We start from the raw sequence: 21,576 nt of genomic DNA on the forward strand, positions 1-21,576 counted from the left end.
TTTCCCCCTTTACCAATGATACTCTCCTGCAATGTCGTAGTCCTTCCAGCGCAGATGAACGGCTCTTGCGATATTCTCCTCCATCTGTACGATTTTGGAGCCGTCAATGCCTTCGCACTGCATCAGATAAATAACCTCTGCAATCTGTAAATATACCTCATATACGCTGCATGGTGCATTTCCGTTCTGAATCCGAAAACCCTCCGAAACTTCCATTGCATACCTTTTCGGTACGCCAACACGTTTCATTACGCCGAGCATCGCATTGATTGGATACAGCACATATACATCCATTAAGGACTGCATATTACCCAAAGCCTTGCCATACTGTGCATAAAGTAGATTCAGCTGCTCATCGAATTTTGCAAGGTCAGCCTTATTTTTATGCTGCAATTTCAAAGCACTGCCTAAAGGAATATTTCTCGCTTCAGAGCCGAAAAAAATCATAGGGTACAAATTTGCGCCACTCTGCCCGGTATCGGATGTTGTCAGCCGAAGCCCCAACTGAATCTCCTGATTGGGCAAGCCATATTTCTGTAAGCTTTCACGATACTCCTGCAACAAGCTATCCTGATTCTCCAAAGACCATACGGCTGTAGCGATAGAATGGTCATAGGATGCCCCTGCAAAGGTATATCCCGAGAAATTATCCTGTAAATATTCTACCGTTCTGCGGAACAGTTCCGGTGTCTCCAAGACAGCATAATCCGAAGCGTCTCCGCCATGAACAGCGGAAATTTTATCCTCGCAGAAACGCAGGAGTGCATCTCCACCGGCTACACCCATGCAATAATTCAGAATCTGTGCCAGCTCCGCTTTCTGCACCTTATTCAATGCATTGCCGGATATTCTGGCACGCTCCAGAATTGTCTTAATCGCACAGCTGCGAACCGGGTACAAGTCCTCCTTGACCTTCAGAATCAACCGCGTATGCTCCAAGGTATCCTCAAATACATTTGCCTTGCCTGTTTCTCTCAGTTTTTCCTCAAGCATAGCAGAAATCTGATGTCCCTCTTCGATAGGATAAAATCTGATTTCATTGCTTTTCACCTTTCCCCATTCGGAGTTTTCTTCTCGCCGTTCAAGGAATGCAAGAAAATCCTCCTCCTGCCAGAAGCCTTTCCTGAATTCATCCGCAAATACTCTTTCTTCCATTTCTTTTTCCACCTTTCTGTAACATAATATTTTTTCTACTATCAAAGGCATCTGCCTTTTGACCCAAATAAAAAAGGAAGGCATCTTAAACTGTTCACGCTTAAAATCCTTCCTGATTAAAAAACTGTAAAATAAAAAAAGCGCTATTGCCTTATGCCGTATAGACATAAAATAATAACGCTTATCATCCTTAAACAACATCTCTCAGCGAACGCTTCGATACCCAACAATACTTGTACCTTTAGAGTATCATAGAGGATTTGCTGTGTCAATGTTCCTGATTGCAATATTATATTATTTTACAGAAAGGTTTCCTGAATTGCTACAATTCTTTGAAAGCATATATTCCTTTTCCGCTCTTGCAGATGGCAAAATGCCCATAGGAATTTCACCTGCCCCCGTTTGACGGCCTGCTCCCATTGCCTGCGGCGGTTATCATCACACTCGGACTGTGGCTGAACAGAAGTTTCTCTCCAATGTTGTCTGCAAGATTTTATATTCAATTTTCAAAGGCTAGGTATTTTCTTGTACTGTAGATATACCAAAAGGGGAAACGAAAATAATTTTAGAATAGAAATTTTTCTTGCTCTTTATTATATATCACATTTATATTCATTAGCAGTGCAAAACAATCATATATCGTGACTATATTGGATGAAAAAAGGCGTTCACCGTTTCCGATGAACGCCTAATCTTACTTACCGGTTATTTTTTTAATTTACTTTTCGATTTTTGTAACCGTTACCATTTTGCTTACTGCATCCCAAGTCGTTGTTGCACCAAGCTCATCTGCTACAAAACGAACAGGCACATAGGTACGATCATTGAGGATAACGGGAGCAACACCATATTTTTCAAGTACTTTTCCAATTGTCATCTTAATTTCCTTGCCATCAATAGTCAGTACGACCTCTTTTTCCTTTTCATTCCAAGCAACCTTACCACCCAGAGATTCTGTTACGAATCTGATCGGAACCAAGGTTCTGTCGTTCATGATAACAGGTGCAACGTCCTTTTCGTAAGCCTTGCCGTTTACGAACATTGTCTTGCTGCCAATCTGCATTACTACGACTGTCTTTGTTTCCTCTGCGGGCTGGTCGGGTTTGGATGCGTTCTGCTTAAATGCAGCCTTTACTTCCACCTTAGATGCAGGCATCGTAAAGGTATATTTGCCATCGCCCTTATCGGTCAGCTTGATTTCCTTGCCGTCTTTGTCGGTTGCTTTGATTGTGTCAAGTGCATAGCCATCGTTTGCCTTTGTTGTAATGGTTACAACGCTGCCCTTTGCCGCGCTTGTCTTATCAAGCGTAACTTTGCCATTGTCTGCGGGAGAAACGGCTACGGCATATTTTGTTACGCCGCCGCCACCGCCGGAAGAACCGGAGTTAATTTTCGTCCAGTTTACAGTTATGGTTACGCTGTGGTCAGGCATAGTAAAGCTAATGCCTCTGTCGTTGATTTCTTCATTTTTTGCAGTCCAAGTTAAGTCGCTTTCACTTATTCCCACAAGTGTAAGGTCTTTTAATGTATATCCACTTCTCTTACCAATCTGGAGAGCTACTCTCTCATCTTTGGCATAATCAGCCTTATACGTTGTTCCCGGAGTAATTATCATTGTATCTCCATAAAGGCCGTATGCTGTAACAGTATACTTTTCACCGGAAATAACATCTTCATAAGTTGCTGTTGCCGCAACCGCTTCAGCAGGCATTTTAAATTTTGCTGTTACGCTTGTTTTGCTTGTGCCCTCAACAAATTCTACACTGTCAAGACCGATCCATTCCTTAAACTGCTTGCCTGTTTCTGCTGCATTTGCCTCGATCATTACAATCTCATCTTTTTCAAATTCGCCGCTGCCTGTGCCGCCGTTTACCGTTAAAGTATATTTCGTACCGGGCGTATTTGCCTTTTCATATTTGAAATATTCATACGTTGCATCAAAGGAAGCAACCTCCGAAGCTGTTTGTGGGTCCTCACCGCCCGTAAATTTCGGTGTTTTATATTTTGAGAAATCCGGAGTATTTGTTGAATCTATTGTGCCTGTTGGGCTATACAACTCGCCTGTGCCGTCGGAAATTTCAACACTTCCTGCCGAAATAGCATTTGTTGTTATGGAGGATGCAAGAAGATATCCACCCTCCTGAATAACGTTATCTACGGAAATGGCCTGTTTTTTAGCGGCAATCTGCACACTTCCACCCTTTTGGATGTATTTATATTTTGTACCATGTCCATCACAGAAGATTCCGTATCCACAGGATTCCGCTAAAAGCTGTGCATCGCCCAAAATCTCAATTTTTTCGGATGGAAAAACAGCAATGTTTTCCACCTGATTGCCTAAAGTCTCGTTAATTATTGTTCTAATTTGAACATAAGCATTGTCCTTGAGGGTGATGTTTGAGCCGCCGATGCTGATGATTTCATTAACAGTACCCGTGTCCTGATCTATTGAAATCAAAATTTTCGCATTTTCCTCAATTGTCAAATCTCCGTAGGCTCCCAAGCCGCACACAAATTTAACGGTTGTGATGTAGGGAATAGAAATGGTACCGTTTCCTTTAATCGTTACATTATGTTCAGAGTAAAGACCATAACAATTATCCAATTCACCTGCAGATACATTGGAAGGAAGCATTTTGCTTGTACCCTCCAGTTCAACCGTTAAATCCTCCAATCCGCTGTATATCATAAAGCCGGAAGAATCTGTTTGGCCACTTCCCGTGGCAATGTCTTTCTTGTAGTATGTTGTAATTTCCGCATTGTCAAGGGTTAGTGTTTTTGTGCTTTCATTAAACGAAATTTTTCCGTTGCCCAAGACATCACTTGCATTTTCACTTGTAACCTGAATTCCGCCAACCCAAAGATCGTATTTTTCAGGTTCAACCGTTGTTTTTTCAATTTTGTAATATTTATGAGCCTCAAGCTCTGTCTTATTTGTCGGCGCTTTAATAGCTGCTGCATTTTCTGCACTGTCGCCCGCTTTAACTGTTACGCCTTCAAAAGCTATTGTGGCAAGGCTGTCTTTATTTGCCTTAATTGCAGGATTGCCCGAAAATTCCGCACTGCCGCCGCTAAAGGATATTTTATCCCCCAAAAGGAATAATGCATACCAATAATCGGTTACTGCCGTCATTTTACCGTCTTTAAAATCGAAGTTCTTCGCATAAATGCAGTAGCTGCCGGTTGATAAAAGCTTAACCTTGCCACCATCTTGAACATAGTCAAAGCCACCCTTGGTTGATGTTTGATAGAAACAATACAAATCAGAAACAATGTCAACCTTGGCATTTTCTGTTACCTTAAAGTCTCCCGCAGCGCAGATACCTATAGTGCCGCCTCCCGACATTTTAAGGTTAATGTTAGCATCGCCACCAATTGTTAAGCCGCCTTCGGCAAAAATTCCTTCATGGGTGCCTGCTGTTGCCTGGTGGTCTGTTTTAATTGTCACCTTGTCACCAATAGTTAAGAGCCCTTTGGAACCAATTCCATAGGCAAAAGTCCATTCCGGAGCAATGTTAAGGTTAAGGGTTCCTTCGCCCACAAATGTGAGGGTTCCCTCGGAATATATTCCGTTATACCCAGAATAACCCAGTGAGCCGTCAAACGGTGCACCAACCGTATTTTCACCCTCAAGCTTAATGTTAAGCTCCGAAAGCTTGCTGTAAACAGAAGCCCATACGCCCATGTTCGCTTTTTCTGTAATGTTTGCTCCGCTAAGGGTCAATGTATTTGTTTTGGCATCAAACTTAACTTTCCCATCATTCACAGTACCTGCTAAAACATTTGCTGCATTTTTGTTTGTAACCTGTGTTTCACCAATCCAAAGGTTATATTTTTCTTCAGGCTCATAATTTTCAGAATATATTTTCAGATATTTATATATTTTATATCCGTCTGCTGTGTTAGGAAGCGAAGTGATTTCTGCCGCAATATCTTTGCTTTCCCCTGCGAGTATTTTCATATCGGTATAGCTTGAAGTGTCAGGCAAAATACCTCCCAAATAAACTGCCTGCTGACCTCCTGTAGCCTCAATTATTCCGTTAGAAATTTCAAATTTTTTGGACGAAACTGCAACAGAAAGTCCCACTTCTTCGCCATCAGCTATTAAACTGCCTCCTGTGAATTCCATGCCTTCCACAGCAAGACCTGCATATTCGGATGTAATCCTCACTGTGCCGCCGTTTTGAGTATAAGGCTTGCTGTCCGACTCAATGCCGACATATGACGAATATACCTGAACTTCTGCGCTGTCTTTAATTTCAAAACCATTAGCCATGGCTCCTATGAAGTATGTACTTTCTTTATAACTGTCTTCGTTCGTGCTGGTTGTTATATTAAGCTCTGCACTTTCCTGAACAACGCATTTTCCGTAAGATATAACGCCATAAACAAATCCTACTTTATCGCCGGGGTTGTCACTCATTGTGTTCACATTAACAGTTGTGTTTTTGCCGAATGTAAGGTTGCCTTCGGCAAAAATTCCCATGTTCATGCCGCTGTCCTTAGCAAAATTTGCTTTCGGAACATCCACATGTATTGTTCCGCCTCCTGTGAAGGTGATATTGCCTGTGCTTGCAATTGCAATGGCATAGTCGCATGTAAGAGCCGTAGTCGGGCTTGCCATAGTAAGAATGTTTTCATTCTCAAGATTAATTATAAGATTTGGCATATCTGCATAAATACCAACATATTCCGCTTTCCCATTCACTGTTCTAAGCACACCGACCAATTCAAAAAAGCCTGCGTTGCTAAGTGTGAGGGTATTTGTTGTTGGGTCAAATTTTGCAGAGGTCGGATTATCGGTTAAAATGTCGTCTTTGTTTTCTTCCGTCACCTGAATTTCGCCCAACCAAAGGTTATATTCCGACGGTGCTGTTTTTGCGTTTACTGCAAAATATGGATATGCTTTAAATTCTTCTGCGCTTGTTGGAATCTTAATAGGCTGTGCAGCTTCACTAGAGGAGCCGCCTTTAACCTCCACGTCGCTAAAGGTGATTGCTTTAGGTTCATAAACTGTAACACCGGTTTTTGCAAAAAATTCTGCATTTCCGCCTGTAAACGAAGTGACGGAATCATTTCCGTTCACACACAAGGCTTTATCATTTGAAACCACATTAAGCGCTCCGCCGCTAAAGTCGAAGTTTGTAACCTCAATACCAACATCAGTACTCTTAACGTTCACTTTTCCGCCTTTTTGAATGTAATTAAGCCTGCTTGATCCGCCCAGACTTACAAAAATCCCCCAGGAATTGTTCATCTCTGTGGAAAGGGTAATTTCGGTGTTTTCCAAAACCTCAAATTCCCCCAAAGCGTTAATTGCTTTAATTGCGGTTGAAGCATTTGCCCCACGGGTTAAGGCAATATCCAGCTTTGAGTTGCCCAAAGCTTTAATTCCGCCTTCTGCATTAATTCCATAAGCCGCAGTCCCTGAAACAACGTTTTCCATTTTAATTGAAACATCTTCCTCAATAGTTAAAAGCCCTACCGAGTCAATTCCATAGATATAGTTCCAGTCGGAGGCAAAGGCAATATCAAGGCTGCCTGTTCCGCAAATGGTTAAGTTTCCTGAGGAATATATTCCTCTATAGCTTGTGGTAGTTTCATCTTTTGGTGAATCAATTGTGTTATTACCTTCAACTTTAATAACAAGGTTTTCAAGGCTGCTGAATATTGATGCACCGAATCTATTGACGTGTTTTCCTGTGATATTTGCTCCGCTAAGGGTCAATGTCTTTGTTTCGTCATCAAAAGAAACTGTACCGTCTTTTAAAACATCATCTGCGTTTGTGCTTGTAACCTGCACTCCAGAAATCCAAAGGTCATACTCTTGGGCGGGCGCAGCTGTTTTTTCAATTTTATAATATTTATGTGCACCGATTTCTTCTGCTGTGGCAGGAACTTGGGAAAGCTTTTCAGCAACTCCCGCACTTTTTCCTGCCGAAATGGCATAATTTTTAAAGCCTGAAAAATCAAACTTTGCATTGCCGGAATCTATGGCTTTTTCTTTGCCAAAAAGCTCTGCCGTGCCGCCGGTAAATTTAAGAGTATCTGCTGTGTGCAGGGCAGTTTTTTCTGATGTTACGTTAAGGCTTCCGCCGCCGAATTCAAAGTTATCCATATAGATGCCTTCATCAGCCGCATTAACAGTCACTCTGCCTCCTGTCTGCTTAAACCCTGAACCGCTTGCTACAGAATGTGAAATGCCCTTTTTGTTTGACTTTATATCAAGTACGGCATCTTCCGAAACCTTTAAAACATTGGCTTCAATTGCCGAAACATAGTCATGTCTATTGTTTATATCCACCGTAGTTTCCGAGTTGCCTTTAAATTCAATTGTTTCGGGAGAATACAAACCTATATATTTATTTTCCGTATCATCAGTAGTGTCTTGAATCGTAATTTTCACATCATCAGAAACAGTAATGCCCTCTGTGGCATAAATTCCCTGGGCCTCCTCCTCACGATATTTTCCAAGGTTTATGGTAAGGTTCGAGTCCCCCTCGATATTAATTGCTCCTTCATTATAAATACCGCAATAGTTGTTGGAGTACGTGCTTTCATAGGTACCAATAATGCTTGATTTTCCCGTAGCTTTAATGTTAAGTTCATCAAGCTTTCCGTAAATCGGATAATGCTTGCCGCCTTTACTATAGGCAAGTCCTTCGTCTATATTTGCTCCGTCAAGGGTAAGGGTGTTTGTTGCCGCATCAAAGGAAATCTTGCCGTTGTTAACTGTATCTGTGGATAAAACATTTCCTGCATTTGCGCTGGTAACCTGTGTGTTTCCCACCCAAAGCTTATATTTTGTTTCTCCGCCTTTCGGCTTCCAAAGGGCAATGTTGTCAATAAAAGCCACAACACCTTCCGCCGGATTATTTTCAAAGTAAAACTCAAGCTTAACAGTATATCCTGCGGCCTGCCAAAAGTCAAATATTTTATTCTGAATTTTCTCTGTGCTTGGTTCAACTCTCCAATGCACACCGGAAAAACCGCCCGACAGCCCTACCGGCGTAATTTCGGCAGCAAGTTTTCTGCCTGGGTTTTTGCCATCCAGCGTCCAATAGTCAAAGGTAAGATAATAATCCTTACCGATTGAAAGGTCAAAATTATCGCTTGTTTTAATTGTTACTTTAGCATCTTTTCCGTTTAAAAAAAGAGAATTTTTGCTGCCTTCGGGTGCAAGCACGTTCTCGCCAGTTTCAACAACATAGGCCCCTTGGCCGGACCACTCTTCAGGCATATCGGTGCTTGCCATAAAGCCCAATTCCTCGTTCTCTTTAAAACTCTCCGAATCATAAGATTCAAAATCCTCGCTCCAAACAAGCTCGTAGCCGTCATATGGCGGCTCAAAATCGGTCGCCGCAAAGGCACTTGCCGGAACAAGAGAAAAAACCATAACCATGCTTAAAACGAAGCTTAAAAGTTTTTCCCTCATAATATCCCTCCTTTTATAATGTTAAAATACAATAAAATATATTGTTGGGGCCCCTCCAAAAGAAGAATCAAGAAGATAATTTTCAAAAAATTATTGCTCCGCCGAAAGAACTTCAAAGCCTGCCACCCTTGCAATCTCTCCGATCGTGGTTTTAGTATAGCCTTTTTCCAGAAACAGAGCCACCGCTGCACGCAGTACCTTCTGCTGTGTTAAAAGGCCTACTGATTGTTTTCCTCTCGGCAAATTAGCACACTCCTTCATATATAAAGTATACTTGTGATTACACTCCTGTAATATTATGTAATTATCATAACATACGACTTACCATTCTGCAATCAAAACTTTTATAAAACTGTCTTTGCAGCAGCGGCATTAAAAAATAAGTATAAAAAAAGGCACTGCCTTAGGTGCCTCCAAATAAAAAAACATATTATAACTGAAATAGCGGCAAAACTGCAGATACAAGGAAAAATTCCGAAGGCACCCTTTAACTTAGATTGTCTGGGAACTCTGACGGCGTAGCCGCACTTTGCAATATTTCAGTGGTTAGGTTTCTTATACCTTGCCATAATAAAAGGTCCTACTAATGATATTTATCGTATCATAGAAGAACCTTTAAACACTATTTTACAGAAAAGCCCTCACATGCCCTTTTTATAGCAATGCGGTCGCCAAACCACTGCTATTTTATAACAAGGAGGTTTTTATATACTAAAGTTTTATCTTCCCCCAGTAAAACTGGGGGTTTATTTCCACGCATAAATGCACCAAGAAAAAGCAGCACAATATAAAATTGTGCCGCCAAGATCATTAAAGCAACGGTGTCATATACAAAGGAAGGAACACAATTCCATTTTCCTCTTTTAGATCCCCTGTATGCAGAACGTATGGGGTATTTGTTTGTTGATCAAATTTTCTAATAAATTTTTTTAGGGATGTGATTGTGTAGTTTTTGGAAGATTTCACTTCAATGGGAGAAATATTATGGCGATTGCTTGTTTTGCTTTTTGCAATCAAAAAATCAATCTCCATTCTTTCTTCTTTATCTTCCCTGCAGGAACAGGAGTAAAAATATAATTTGTGACCACTTGCAACAAGCATTTGGGCAACAATGTTCTCCACGATCATCCCTTTATTTACTTCCAGTTTATCAAAGAGCAATTTTTTATAAAGCTCCTCACTTACAATCCCATTTTCATCAAATGCATGACTAATCAGCAACCCTGTATCTGCCATATAGCATTTTAAGGTCATGCGATCCATATTAAGTTTCAATCCAATGCTCGGAGCTGTAGAATTGTAACAGATATTTACGATCATTGCATCCTCAAGCCAAAACAACGCATCCTCATAGTCCCGCAGGCGCGCCTCTTTACTGATAGATGATAACTTAAACTTCTTTTCATGCTTTTGCAGTTGTGACGGTATTTCATCAAAAATACTCGCTACCTTAATTTCATAACCACTTGCGTGTTTCATAATATCTGCTCTATATAAGGTAAGTATGTCTCTTTTGATTTTATCTACTTTATCAAAATCCTTAGATAAAACATACTCCTGAACTGCCTGCGGCATTCCTCCGACAATTAAATACTGCCGGAAGTAATCCATAGCCTTACGGTGCATGCTCTGACCCATTGACTTATTCTCTGTAAAGCACTTTTTAATAATCCCCATAAGGGTATCATTTCCCAATGCTAAGAGAAACTCCTCAAAATCCATCGGGTACATTCTGATGTGGCGTTCTTCAGATGGAATCAGAATATCCTGCACATTCTTTTTAATAGACATGAGTGAACCTGTTTCAATATAATCATACCGCCCATCTGCCACAAGATATTTAATCGCAGCTCTCGCCCTTGGATACATCTGCACCTCATCAAAAATGATTAGCGATTCATGCGGATATAGCTTTACATTATAATAAACCGATAAATACATAAATAGCGAATCCAAATCATTCAGATAATTATTAAATAAGTCTTTCACTTCATCATTTACCCTATTGAAATCAATCATAAGGTAGGTTTTATATTCAGCCTTGGCAAATTCCTCAACAATATAGCTTTTTCCAACACGCCTTGCTCCATCAATCAGTAATGCTGTTTTTCCTGCTCCGTCCTTCTTCCATTCCAGGAGCACATCATATATTTTTCTCTTCATTTAAAAGCTCCTTTCAATTATATAATAAAACTACGCCTTTATTTTATCACGAAATCCAAAATTTTAACACCATAATTATACACATTTTCAAAGTTTTTATATCCGTAGTTTTACACGTTTTCGAGAAATTTAATCAGCATACTAGCTAAAAAATGAAGGTTAAAAACCGGGAATCCTTTTGGCATAATAAAGCACCCCACTTGTTTATCGTACTATCTAACAAATGGGGTGTTATTCAAGGTCTCTTTTAGTAGATATATTTTTTCTTTCTAAGCACAGATACCTTTCTTATTTTTCTCTACAGGTACTATCATTTCTCTGGCAAGTATCATCCACTGCACGATATGAAACAAATCTGCCTGAAATTCTGCTGTAAAGCGTGTATCTTCCTTCCACGCAAAAGTGCTTTCATCCATCCGTTTTATGGCATTTTCTGCCGCCTGATATATTTCTATAGACCTAGTATCCTCTCTTGAAAGCATAATACGCCGACTGATATATTCCTTCTGCCTATGCTCATTTACAATAACCTCACCAAGAAATAGCTGTTGTAGAATCAGCATGATAACCTCCTTTATCCGTTTTTCAGTATCTTCCTGCAAAAGATACTTGGGCAGATTCTGCATCAGTTCCATCACAAGATAAAGTGCTACATATCTGCACTCTATTTCCCGAAAGGCTTGGTAGTGTCTGGAGCCCTCATCAATATGCAGAGAAACAGCCTTTTTATAACGTGCCTCATAATGCTCATACCATTCTTTCAGTTTCTTTTGGTAGTCCACGTGATCCACCTCGCTTTATCCCATTTATTGTGTTTTCACTTCCTTTATGCTGCATTTTTCTCTCTGATTTTCTTCAAAACTCTGCTTTCGTATCGTTTCACAAACTCCTGTACCTCACTCGTCATAACATGATTGCTGTATCCTCTGCACTGAATGATTTTATTCTTCTGCAGCTCCATCGTATAGAACGGTTTGTCCGGCGATTGCAAATCCCGCACAAAGAGGATAATACTCGTTCCGTCTGCCACACGGGAGGTATAAGTTGCAACACAGTGATGGAGGGTGTGCCCTTCTTCTTTGATTTCCAGTAAATCCTTTGGCACAACAACGGCGAACCGATTATCTTTCCAGGCATAGAGATTCCGATATTTTTTCAGTAATCGCTTTGCTCGGCCTTCTTCCTGCTGTATTTTCTTTCTCCGCTCCTGCTCCCGTCTATTCAGTACATCCTGATATGCTAATTTATGAGCGACAAGTAAATCTTTCGGGAACAGGACAAAGCTATTTTTCAGATCATATCCAAGTTCCCGGCAAAAACAGATATAGTCCTTCCAGATGCCCATAATTGTTAAAAGGTCATACTGTCGGTCTATAAAACCATTACAGTACCGTTCTGCCTTATGCAGTGTCGTATACTGTAAAAGTGTAAAGATAACATTCGTGTTTTCTCTATATGTATCATAGAACCGCTTAAACTCGCCGATGCTCAGGTTCACACCCTGTTTACACAGTTTGTTATATATATCCAACTGATAGAAGGACATATCGCAGGCTTGAATAAAGCGAAAATTCTGTTTGGAAACCCCAAGCATTTCGTGAAGGGACTTCTTATTCCTCTGCACACGATATGCATAATTGGAATAGCTTGTAAGCTCGTAGGCCATTGCATAAAGCCCCGCTTTCACGAAGTATTCGATTTCAGGCATACTCTGATACCGCTTCAGATAGCCATAAGGATTCACTGCGGCCCCGTCCCAACGGGAGGCAAATTCCTTTAATGCACAATATTGATACCGCGTATTCTTCAGAACAGCATGCAGATTCTTTGTATAGACCGCTACGTCTAAGAAACTATATTTCATCCAATCCTCACACCATCTGATTTTACCGGTCTGTTTAAACTGCCGATATTCATAGCCAAGAACCAAGCTATCTTCATAAAACTCTCGCATCAGCTCCTTCGTGCTGATTTTAGGATTACGGTAATCACCATAATACGATTTGGAAACAGAAAAATACCGTACCAGAAACCCTTTCGGTGTTTTCTGGAAATAAGCAACCTGCCCATGGTCAAAAATATGTTTTGCTTTTCCCTCTGCAAGAAATATAACCTTTACGCCACATTTCGGGCAGTGTCCTTTTGCACGATGCCGTACTTTATGCACCTTTACCTCCTGATGGCAATGCGTGCAATAGCCGTCCATATATTTTTTTCTGCTGTAGCGATAATAGATATATCTGCTGTGCGCCATCGCAACCGCATCAATCCAATCATCGAAGTCCTTGGGCAAGGGCTTTACTTCCTGCATTTTCCGATCTATTCGTCTCTCAATCATTGCATGCTTCTTTTGAAGTCGCTGCTCCAGAATCATGTTCTGCGCCTGCCTGATTTTTGCATACCCACTTCGCTTTATCCTTTCATCCTCCGTATAGGAAAGGTAGGCATTCACCACTCGTTCCGAAGCGGTATCACAAAGAACAGGTTCTTCCTTGCTATAGTAATCATACGCAAGCAGAGAGTCTAATCTGCCCGTGCGCCATTTCACAGTACCTTCTTCATAGTACTGTGAGATATAATCCGTTTTTGTCAGGAAGGTTCTGATTCTCGGTTCTTTTATCCCAAGAACAAGATCCTTTCTGCTATATAACTGCAATACCAGAATTCGTTTATGATTTATCATCCTTACCGCTGCTTTGATATAGTACGATGCTTTTTCATGCCGTCTTGCCTGACTGATGGTAGCCTCTGTCGCCAACTGTACCGGTATCTTCCGAAGCAACACTTTCTTTAAGCTGTTCTTTCCCATCTTAAAAAACACCTCCTTTACATCTGTAGGCAAAGCTGATTCTGTATTTCAGGATTCTCCGTCTGGGGCGATTCTTCCTTTATAACCGTTTTTTCTTTTTCCTTGGCATTTTTCTTCTTCCGCTCTTTCTCCAGTTTTTTAAGTTTTTCTTCCCGTTCTTTCTGTTTTCTTGCTACTTCCTCCTGCCGCTTCTTTTCTTCCTCAGCTTTTTCCGCCGCCAATCGTTCAAAAGTAGCTTCGTCCGTCATATAATAGGTCTCTGCGTAAGCATAAACCTCATTATCATCCAACCATCCATTCTGGCTGTTTAATGCTTTCTTCACCTCACTTGTTACATACGCAAAGCACTTGGCAAGTGTTTTCTGCTCATCATTGACCAATGCGGCGAATGTAGCATCATTCTGACATTTATTTTTCAAATATCTGACAATGGGAAATACCGGCAAAAGATTACTCTTTGCAGTTTCCAACTCAGCCTCCAGTTTAACCGCTGCTTCTTCACTCTGATTCTCCTGCTGTTTAAAGGGGATAATGTTTCCGTTATCCTTTTCATTCTCCCTTGGTACAGATTCTTCCGGTACGGAATCACCCTTTTCATCCTGTTCTACAGGAATTTCTTCTTTTATGGGCAATACTGTTTTTTCTGTCATTCTGCCCGCAACACTTTCTTTTTGGGGAACAGGATTTTGTTCATTCTGTTCTTCTGCTGTTACAGGGTTCTTTTTCTTCGGTTTAAAAACACTAAAGTCTGCTACCTTTGTTTGATTCATACTTTTGAAAATATCCATTTCAATTCCTCCTAAAAATAAAAAAGCAGGAACAATTTAAAACATATCTGTTTTAAATCATTCCTGTTCTTGTAATCCGTTCTATTATCTTATTTTATCCTTGTCCCTGTAATACACATTGGGATTATAATCGGAAATCTCTTCTATAAATAATATAGCCTAAAAATGATTTTCCTCAACCACAGAAAAAATCATTTTTCAGCTGTTTCCTGTGCATCTGCAATCGCCTGTTTTCCCGACATAATAATATGCGGTGCAATTGTCTGTTCCCATGCTGCAATATATCTGCTGACACGGAAGAAAAGCTTAAAGAAATCCATATCATTGATATTGATAAAAACCTTTCCCTCCTCTTTATAAGAATCTCCCTTGATATAAAAACCGCCTTTCTCTGTTTTTACCTTTACACCGGTGCCATTTCCGATTTCTACATACCATGGATATGTTCTTTTCTTCCCATCTTTCCCTGTTTCCGCGCGGATGACACGCAGCTTCGTTACTCTTGCTCTGCCATCTTTATCCGGCGTGCCAAAAATCTTTTCCTGCTTCAGCTCAAAGTTTGATACCTTATTTTGCAGCTGTGTCAGAATATATTCTGCTTCATCCGGTGAAATATTCGCCATCACACGGATCGTCTGCTTTCCGGTACCCTTGCTGTAATCCTGCAGAACAATACCGATGCACGAGGTCTGCTTTACGCCCTCCTCGTCCTTATCCCCGAAGGAATGGATATGTGCATAGAAATCTGTCGGTGCAGGTTTCAGCTTATCAATGAATTCAATCAGCTTTTTATCTGTTTTGTATACTGTAATCTGTCTTGAAATATAGTTCTGTTCGCTCATGCTCATTTCATCCTTTCAGTTCTTTTTCTATTTTTTTCACTAATAAAAAAGGCAGCTTTGTTAAATCAGAAATATCCAGAAAAGCATCTCCGTAAATCCGTTCAATGTTTTCCTTATCATCCCCGATTGCAGCTGCAACAAATAGTATTCCCTTATTCGTATATTCCTTCTTAATCCCTCTTAAATCTGCTTCTGCCGCCGAACCCAGATAGCCGCCTGTACCGGCCGGCTGTCCGTCTGATACCAGCAGCAACAGCTTCTTTTCCTCGGGTTGTTTTAATAAACGCTCCGCAACATACCGCAGGGCTGCACCATCCCGATTCCCATATCTGGCTGACAGATCCATCAACCGATACCGATCCATTTTATCCATGGAATCAAAATCCGTATAGGCATATAGCTGAACATTGCTATCATCCGTATGCCCCATAATCAGAATCGGCACATCCATTGCCTTGCAGAAATCATAAATAATGATACCTGCCGCTCTGGCATAGGTCTCTCTGTCCTGATCCGCCATAGAGCCGCTTTCGTCCATCAGCACTGCAACTGCCAGAGATTTCTTTTCACTCGGCAGACGATTTCTAGAGAAAAACCTGCCTTCTCTATCCTTAAGCAGTCTTGGTTCTATACGTCTGCCCATCAGAAGGGCGGATTCTTTCTCTGTAAAGGACATATCCTTAAATACCCTTTGCAGGCGTTTCTGTATCTGCTTGGAAATTGCAAGCAAGGGCGGTGCTACACTCTGATACTGCTGTATATAGCTTTCCTCTATCTCCTGCATACGGTTAATGATAATTTTTATACCGCTATGTGCATTTCCCAATCGAATATGCTCTGCCTCCTGCTGCATTTCCTCTGCCAGTGCCAATGACAGTTCTTCCTGTACCTTTTCCTTCGCAACAACAGTTAAAATACGGCTGATGTCATCTCCAGCAGCGGAATACCCTGCACCATGATAGGACAGATTCTGCTCTACACCACCTTCTTCTCCTTCGTCAAAATCATCTGTTTTCATCCAGGGGATTCTTCCGGATTCCTGCTCTGTTGCCTTCCGCAGTTTTTCTTCTATCTCCGTTCTCCCGCTTATGTATTTCTGTGTATCAACCGAACTGCCTGCCACAATCGGTGTGCCATTTAAACTCGGCACTTCTGCCATTTGCGGAATCTGTTTGTTTAATTTCTGCAATATTTCAGACGTGTTTTCTTCCTCCTCCGCTTTTTCCGCAATTTCCTTGATATACGCCCAAACCATAAGCAGTATTCGATTGACTGCGTAGCATCTGCGTTTCATATCCTCGTCGTATATCGCATCATCCACCAGCGGCAGTACATCATAAAAAAGGTCTAACAGTTCTCCCGTATACCCATCGCGGTTATTGATGTCACCACTGCGGCAATACTGATTCAGAAGATTACAAAACACAGAAAACCGATAGCAGCCATTTGTTAACTGCTCTGTAACAGATGGGATCATTTCCGTAAAACGGATATTATTAAGGTGGATACCCGTAGCAAACCGCCCTGTATACCGGTCGCAGATTTTCGCCTCTATATAAGCATCCTCAAGGATATTTAAGAGAAGCTTTGCTGCCTTTAGAATTGCCTGTTTCTGTGCCTCTGTGCCGGTCTTAAAATAATCCGTTACTTCTGTAAAGCTTTCCTGTTCTTCTTCCGATAACTCCATCTGTGGATATAGCCTGCCATAGGATAATTCTGAAAAGTACGTTTCCGAAATTCTGAAATTTGTAAAAAGCATGTGTCCAGCTTCATGCCCGACCAACCCCAGAATACTCTCCGCCTTCAGCTTTCTGTAAGGCATGCTCTGAGAAATATAGTTTCCTGTGTTAATCAGAATATTACGGTTATTGGTACAGGCAATCATCGCATTCTCAGACGTATCGTATATCGTTTCCACGCGCAGCCTTCTCTTATAACGTTTTGTTACTGCCTCTGCAATATCTGTCAGATACGCCGCAAAGGCTGCGGAACTGAACAATTCCTCATCCGTAATTTTAGATACCTCTGCATTGATTTTTCGCCGCATTTCCTTATGTGATGTTCGCATTCCTCTTTTTTCACTCCTTCCCTAACTCCTTAGACAACAATACGCCGACCGATACCCCATAAAAAACAGCCACCTGATGTAAAAACCAGAGCGGTGGAATCAATTCACCTCTTTCATATCTTGCATAGGTGCTTTTACTGACATGAAGCTTTTTGGCAATCTCCCTTTGGGAATAAACCAGATCTCTGCTTGCACGCAGGTATCTCAGATTCTCTGCAATATTCTCGTACACAGCCGCATTCCCCCTATACATTTAATACAGGCTCGATGCAGGTACTCATAATTTCTGCTCTATTCTCCGCATCTGCGGATACAGAGGGTAAAATCGTATACCTCGCTGCTTCCATAAGATCGCCGCAGATCATATAGCTCTGCACCCAGCTGATCAGCTCTCTTACACCGCAACAGCCATCATCAATCATATTCATCCTGCATTTCTGCTGTATGCTCGTTACAATCTCCGCCATAATTTTTAGCCTGCCTTTTTCCTTGCAGCCTGTAATACCGGAAACACGCTTTACCAGGGTATCTACATCGGGTTCCTCCATATCCATGATTAAATCCATTCTGGATAAAATAGACTGGTTTAAGGAACGACAGCCTTCATAGCCGATATTCGTTGTAACAATCACAATCGTATCCGGGTGACGCTCGATTCTTTCACCTGTCGGCAATGTAACAGCACCACAGGTATCTAAAAGAGAGTTCAGACCAACAAGTACACCGGGATTTGAAATCACAGTCGGCTCCTGCAATTCCAGAACATACCCCTTACGCATTGCCTGCACTAACGGAGATTCCACATAGGAAAACTGCTGTTTTGTGGTATCATCGAATTTCCTTGCATCCTCTGCAATCACCTCAAGCAGCTTATGATATACTTCATCCTCTGTAATCGCTTCGTTATATTCACCCGTCAGTTTAAAATACGCCGTTGCCGCATCCATGCGGATGTCTTCAAAGGTCGGGTATTCCACCATAGTGTTCTGTTTCTGCGATACGGGCATCATCTGCCCCATAATATCGAAGATTTCCGTATTAGCAGAGCAGGTCAGATGCAAATAAGGCAATCCTAAGCCTGCTGCAATCGCTTTTGCTCCTTCTGTTTTGCCTGTTCCGGCATTGCCACGCAGGAGGAAATTCCGCATCGGACGACTGCTGCGTGTGGTCTGCTGTGCATGCTTACAGATGCTTACAACCTCATCCGGTACAACATACCAATCCGGAAGAGTCGGCACACATTGCTGTTCATTTTCCGTTAATTCACGTTCTTCTAACACATATTTCCCGATAAAGTCCTCATGTGCAATCGACATTCTCCTTTTCTTCCCTGCGTTTTGGCTTACAGTAAATACCTTGAACTTTCCGAATAATACAGTATCCGGGTTATATGCCCCACGATTCAGGTTAATCGCTGTAAAATTCGGAATATTCCCCGTTGTCGGTGTGACTACATGAATACCTGCACTGCCTAATGTATCTGCTTTTTTCACCCTGCGGTACAGGTTATCACAAAGAATATAGGCGTGCTCCGCAGCAGCAGCCAGATCAGGAAACCCCATTCGTTTCTGTTCCAGAAGCATGTTATAATGCCACATGAACTCCTCATCTTCAAGTGCAATATCGAGTAATGCAAAGAATAATGCCGTTCCGCTTTGTTCGTTTTCCTTCAGGACATACAGTTTTGGCGGCTGGGTAAGGTCATCATAACGCCCTGCAATAAATTTCCCCGTTTTGCGGTTAAATACTACTGTATGCAGTTCGCCTGTCTTACTCGGATACTCCACCGTATACAGCAGATCTCCCTGTGTTCCGACTGCTCCGGCATTTTCATCCTCCGGGGTAATGTGCAACTCCATCCGCTGTAAAATTGCAGATAAGGTTGCCGCATGAAGGGACGCTGTACGGGTACTCTCCGTATTATACGTCGATAAATGCGTACTGCTTTTCACATTCACAGATACATCATCAAAGGGTGCCGGAAGTTTCCGATTCCAAGTCCATGATGCAAAAATCTTATTTGCTGCCATAAAATATATTCCTCCCTTTACCATGCAAAGGTCAGCTGTCTGCCCGACACCTGTACCTGTACATCTTCATCCATCATCAGTTCTCTGAGTCTTGCCCAACTCTCTTTTGGCGGAATTTCACGAAAATGGTCCTTCCGCACATTTCTGCCGTTCTCCTTTACGGTTACATCTCCGTTTTCATTGATAGACAGCCTAGAGTACCCTCTGCTGTTCATATTGGTAATCAGCTCTGTTAAAAGCTGCTGCCCTTTCTGTGTAAACCATTGTTCTATATCCTGATTCTTATCTTCCATAAGATTTTTTGTCCCTTGGATACTTTCAAAATTTACAAGGGAAAACAGGTTCATATGAATTTCTCCCATTTCGCTCAGCGCAATACTGATATGGCAATATTCACCTGCTTGCTGAACCGGGATATAAGCCGTCTTTTTTCTTTCCGCAATACACATAACTTCCTTTTCTTCTAGTGCAACAGTTGCTTCCGGGAATTTCACCCGTAGCTTCTCCTGTATGCGCATCTGCAGCTGTTGTGCAAAAAGATTTTTATAATCCGGTTCAAGGTCTACAATCTGCATTGTTCTCTCCCTTTCCCGTTCCGTTCTTCTTGTCTGCTTTTCTTTCCAAAGCTCCCAAAGGAAAACCATACAAATGCCGATTATCAGCAGCCATGCATGCGCCCGAAACCGTTCCGGTACAAAAACAGCGCATCCAATGCCTGTCGCTGCCAATGTACCTGCCATTGACAGAACTGTTTCCCTTGTTTTTCCATTCTTTCGCATTTTTTTCATCCTTTCCTTGTCTGCAATAAAAAAAGAGGGATAAATCTATGTCTCTCACACTGGATTCATCCCTCTTTTATACACTTCTGCTTCTTATAACGGAAGTTCGTCATCATCTGTGCAGTAATGCTCCTGATACGTTGCCTTTGGTTGAGATTTCTTTCCCTCAGCTTCATCCTCATTATTTTTACTTCCGCCTACAAACTCCCAATCCTGCAAAATCACCTTGTTTACCGTCCCTTTACTGCCATCCTTCCGCTCAAATGTAACAACGTCAAGATCACCGGAAAGCAAAAGCTGACTCCCTTTCTTGACCTTTGCTGCTATAAGCCGTTCAGCAATCGCACGAAAGGCCCATACCTGTAAATATACTGTGTGCCTGCTTGTGCCGTAGCCCTTTGTTACTGCAAGATCAAAAGAAAGATATGTTGCGCCATTGGCACTCTCCTTCCCCTCAATATCCGCTGTAACACCGCCTACCGTTGTCATGTGAATCATCATACCACATACTCCTTTCCGCCCGGTTCGGGCATTAAAAAAATAAATTTGAATAAAACAAAAAAGCGTCTTTGCTTCACGCCATTTAGACGTAAAAACAAAAACGCTTTTTTATCCTTAAACAACATACCAAAATCAATGCTTGGTAAAAATCAATCTTATGGACTAAGAGTAGCATAATTCCATTAGATTGTCAATTCAACCTTTTTGTACGGCTATTAGAAATTTGGGGTGGGGATTTTTTTAAGAGCGCTAATCCAGAAAGACAGCGAAAATGTGGGGTAATACCAAAAATCCTTTCCCTTTGGTTTTCTAATAAGATGTGCTTGAATCATTTCCCGAAATTTCATACACTATTAATATCAGATGCGGGAGATGATTCTATGAAAAAAAGTGCTTGGTTTTCATTTAAAAACAAAGACAGTCCTGATTATGTCAGTTCGTATGGAGATACTTATACCGACCGCCAGTTAGCTATATTAAATAATGAAATCCCTTTATATGAAATCCGTCCAAATGAATTATCCATCTTATACAAAAAAGCAAAGCAAAAAAATGACGTAGATTCATACGAGATTGCTATACAAATGTATGCTGAAAAAACAAAGCCTCAGGAATATATTCCTCAATACACAATCGAGGAAGCAAAGGCTATTTTGCAAGAATTAACCCCATGGATAATCAACTGGGAAAAATAAAAATGCCGACCTCAACATGTTAAATGTTTTGACTTTGAGGTCGGCACAGTTCTCTACTTTTTAAGGATTTCTATAGCGTTGAGACTATGAGAAAAAGTCTGTAAATAAGATTCTTCTATGATATGTGAGGGTGGTAAGCCTGAAAATCAGGCTTCTCATCCTTATTTTATATATAACAGTTGTTGAATGGCATGTCAAGAGCAGGCGGTTTTCTACCTGTCTCCCTTGCTGGTTTATTCGTTACTCCGGAAGGCGGCCTTCGTACATAATACTCAGTTCACCATACACCTGTGCCCAGTTTCGAATCGTGC

At 41.4% G+C, this 21,576-nt stretch carries 14 protein-coding genes; 1 reads left to right on the top strand and 13 read right to left on the bottom strand.

The window, feature by feature from the left end; all coding sequences use genetic code 11:
* Positions 1 to 9: 9 nt before the first annotated feature.
* From GPK49_RS03070 to GPK49_RS03130, 13 genes are all read right to left on the bottom strand, one after another.
* On the bottom strand, positions 10 to 1,155 hold the full coding sequence (locus tag GPK49_RS03070) for a hypothetical protein (RefSeq protein WP_215676696.1): 1,146 nt from the start codon (positions 1,153 to 1,155) through the stop codon (positions 10 to 12).
* Between the two features lie 718 nt (positions 1,156 to 1,873).
* Entirely contained in the window at positions 1,874 to 8,590 is a 6,717-nt protein-coding gene (locus GPK49_RS03075) for a stalk domain-containing protein (protein ID WP_215676697.1), read from the bottom strand.
* A 90-nt stretch (positions 8,591 to 8,680) separates the two neighbouring features.
* Positions 8,681 to 8,833 carry a TetR/AcrR family transcriptional regulator gene (locus GPK49_RS03080; RefSeq protein WP_243107994.1) on the bottom strand — a complete coding sequence of 51 codons (153 nt, stop codon included), beginning with the start codon at positions 8,831 to 8,833 and terminating at the stop codon, positions 8,681 to 8,683.
* A gap of 567 nt (positions 8,834 to 9,400) precedes the next feature.
* Entirely contained in the window at positions 9,401 to 10,753 is a 1,353-nt protein-coding gene (locus GPK49_RS03085) for an ATP-binding protein (RefSeq protein ID WP_215676698.1), read from the bottom strand.
* 269 nt (positions 10,754 to 11,022) lie between these two features.
* Positions 11,023 to 11,535 carry a hypothetical protein gene (locus GPK49_RS03090; RefSeq protein ID WP_215676699.1) on the bottom strand — a complete coding sequence of 171 codons (513 nt, stop codon included), beginning with the start codon at positions 11,533 to 11,535 and terminating at the stop codon, positions 11,023 to 11,025.
* Between the two features lie 44 nt (positions 11,536 to 11,579).
* Complete coding sequence (locus GPK49_RS03095; protein ID WP_215676700.1) at positions 11,580 to 13,562, bottom strand: PcfJ domain-containing protein; 1,983 nt, start codon at positions 13,560 to 13,562, stop codon at positions 11,580 to 11,582.
* A gap of 17 nt (positions 13,563 to 13,579) precedes the next feature.
* The gene (locus GPK49_RS03100; RefSeq protein ID WP_215676701.1) at positions 13,580 to 14,350 is read right to left on the bottom strand and encodes a Cas9 inhibitor AcrIIA9 family protein; all 771 of its coding nucleotides are present in this window, start codon (positions 14,348 to 14,350) and stop codon (positions 13,580 to 13,582) included.
* 191 nt (positions 14,351 to 14,541) lie between these two features.
* Positions 14,542 to 15,192, bottom strand: coding sequence for a hypothetical protein (locus tag GPK49_RS03105; RefSeq protein WP_215676702.1), 651 nt, complete (start codon positions 15,190 to 15,192; stop codon positions 14,542 to 14,544).
* Between the two features lie 7 nt (positions 15,193 to 15,199).
* Positions 15,200 to 17,260, bottom strand: a complete 2,061-nt coding sequence (locus GPK49_RS03110) for a cobaltochelatase CobT-related protein (protein WP_215676703.1) — start codon at positions 17,258 to 17,260, stop codon at positions 15,200 to 15,202.
* A 10-nt stretch (positions 17,261 to 17,270) separates the two neighbouring features.
* The gene (locus GPK49_RS03115; protein WP_318283826.1) at positions 17,271 to 17,492 is read right to left on the bottom strand and encodes a helix-turn-helix transcriptional regulator; all 222 of its coding nucleotides are present in this window, start codon (positions 17,490 to 17,492) and stop codon (positions 17,271 to 17,273) included.
* A gap of 13 nt (positions 17,493 to 17,505) precedes the next feature.
* Positions 17,506 to 19,290: an AAA family ATPase gene (locus GPK49_RS03120; protein ID WP_215676705.1), complete on the bottom strand. Its 1,785-nt coding sequence runs from the start codon at positions 19,288 to 19,290 to the stop codon at positions 17,506 to 17,508.
* Between the two features lie 17 nt (positions 19,291 to 19,307).
* On the bottom strand, positions 19,308 to 20,069 hold the full coding sequence (locus tag GPK49_RS03125) for a hypothetical protein (RefSeq protein WP_215676706.1): 762 nt from the start codon (positions 20,067 to 20,069) through the stop codon (positions 19,308 to 19,310).
* Between the two features lie 93 nt (positions 20,070 to 20,162).
* A complete protein-coding gene (locus GPK49_RS03130) occupies positions 20,163 to 20,570 on the bottom strand; it encodes a single-stranded DNA-binding protein (protein WP_215676707.1) in 408 nt (135 codons plus the stop codon).
* A gap of 380 nt (positions 20,571 to 20,950) precedes the next feature.
* Here GPK49_RS03130 and GPK49_RS03135 point away from each other — a divergent pair, with 380 nt between their 5' ends.
* The gene (locus GPK49_RS03135; RefSeq protein WP_215676708.1) at positions 20,951 to 21,265 is read left to right on the top strand and encodes a hypothetical protein; all 315 of its coding nucleotides are present in this window, start codon (positions 20,951 to 20,953) and stop codon (positions 21,263 to 21,265) included.
* Positions 21,266 to 21,576 lie beyond the last annotated feature (311 nt).

Source organism: Clostridium sp. MCC345 (assembly GCF_018785345.1).
GTDB classification, from domain to species: Bacteria; Bacillota; Clostridia; order Lachnospirales; family Anaerotignaceae; genus Anaerotignum_A; species Anaerotignum_A faecicola.

Coding starts and splice junctions, on each gene's coding strand:
- GPK49_RS03070 (WP_215676696.1), bottom strand. CDS start 1,155: ATGGAAGAAAGAGTATTTGCGGATGAATTCAGGAAAGGCTTCTGGCAG.
- GPK49_RS03075 (WP_215676697.1), bottom strand. CDS start 8,590: ATGAGGGAAAAACTTTTAAGCTTCGTTTTAAGCATGGTTATGGTTTTT.
- GPK49_RS03085 (WP_215676698.1), bottom strand. CDS start 10,753: ATGAAGAGAAAAATATATGATGTGCTCCTGGAATGGAAGAAGGACGGA.
- GPK49_RS03095 (WP_215676700.1), bottom strand. CDS start 13,562: ATGGGAAAGAACAGCTTAAAGAAAGTGTTGCTTCGGAAGATACCGGTA.
- GPK49_RS03100 (WP_215676701.1), bottom strand. CDS start 14,350: ATGGATATTTTCAAAAGTATGAATCAAACAAAGGTAGCAGACTTTAGT.
- GPK49_RS03105 (WP_215676702.1), bottom strand. CDS start 15,192: ATGAGCGAACAGAACTATATTTCAAGACAGATTACAGTATACAAAACA.
- GPK49_RS03110 (WP_215676703.1), bottom strand. CDS start 17,260: ATGCGAACATCACATAAGGAAATGCGGCGAAAAATCAATGCAGAGGTA.
- GPK49_RS03120 (WP_215676705.1), bottom strand. CDS start 19,290: ATGGCAGCAAATAAGATTTTTGCATCATGGACTTGGAATCGGAAACTT.
- GPK49_RS03125 (WP_215676706.1), bottom strand. CDS start 20,069: ATGCGAAAGAATGGAAAAACAAGGGAAACAGTTCTGTCAATGGCAGGT.
- GPK49_RS03130 (WP_215676707.1), bottom strand. CDS start 20,570: ATGATGATTCACATGACAACGGTAGGCGGTGTTACAGCGGATATTGAG.
- GPK49_RS03135 (WP_215676708.1), top strand. CDS start 20,951: ATGAAAAAAAGTGCTTGGTTTTCATTTAAAAACAAAGACAGTCCTGAT.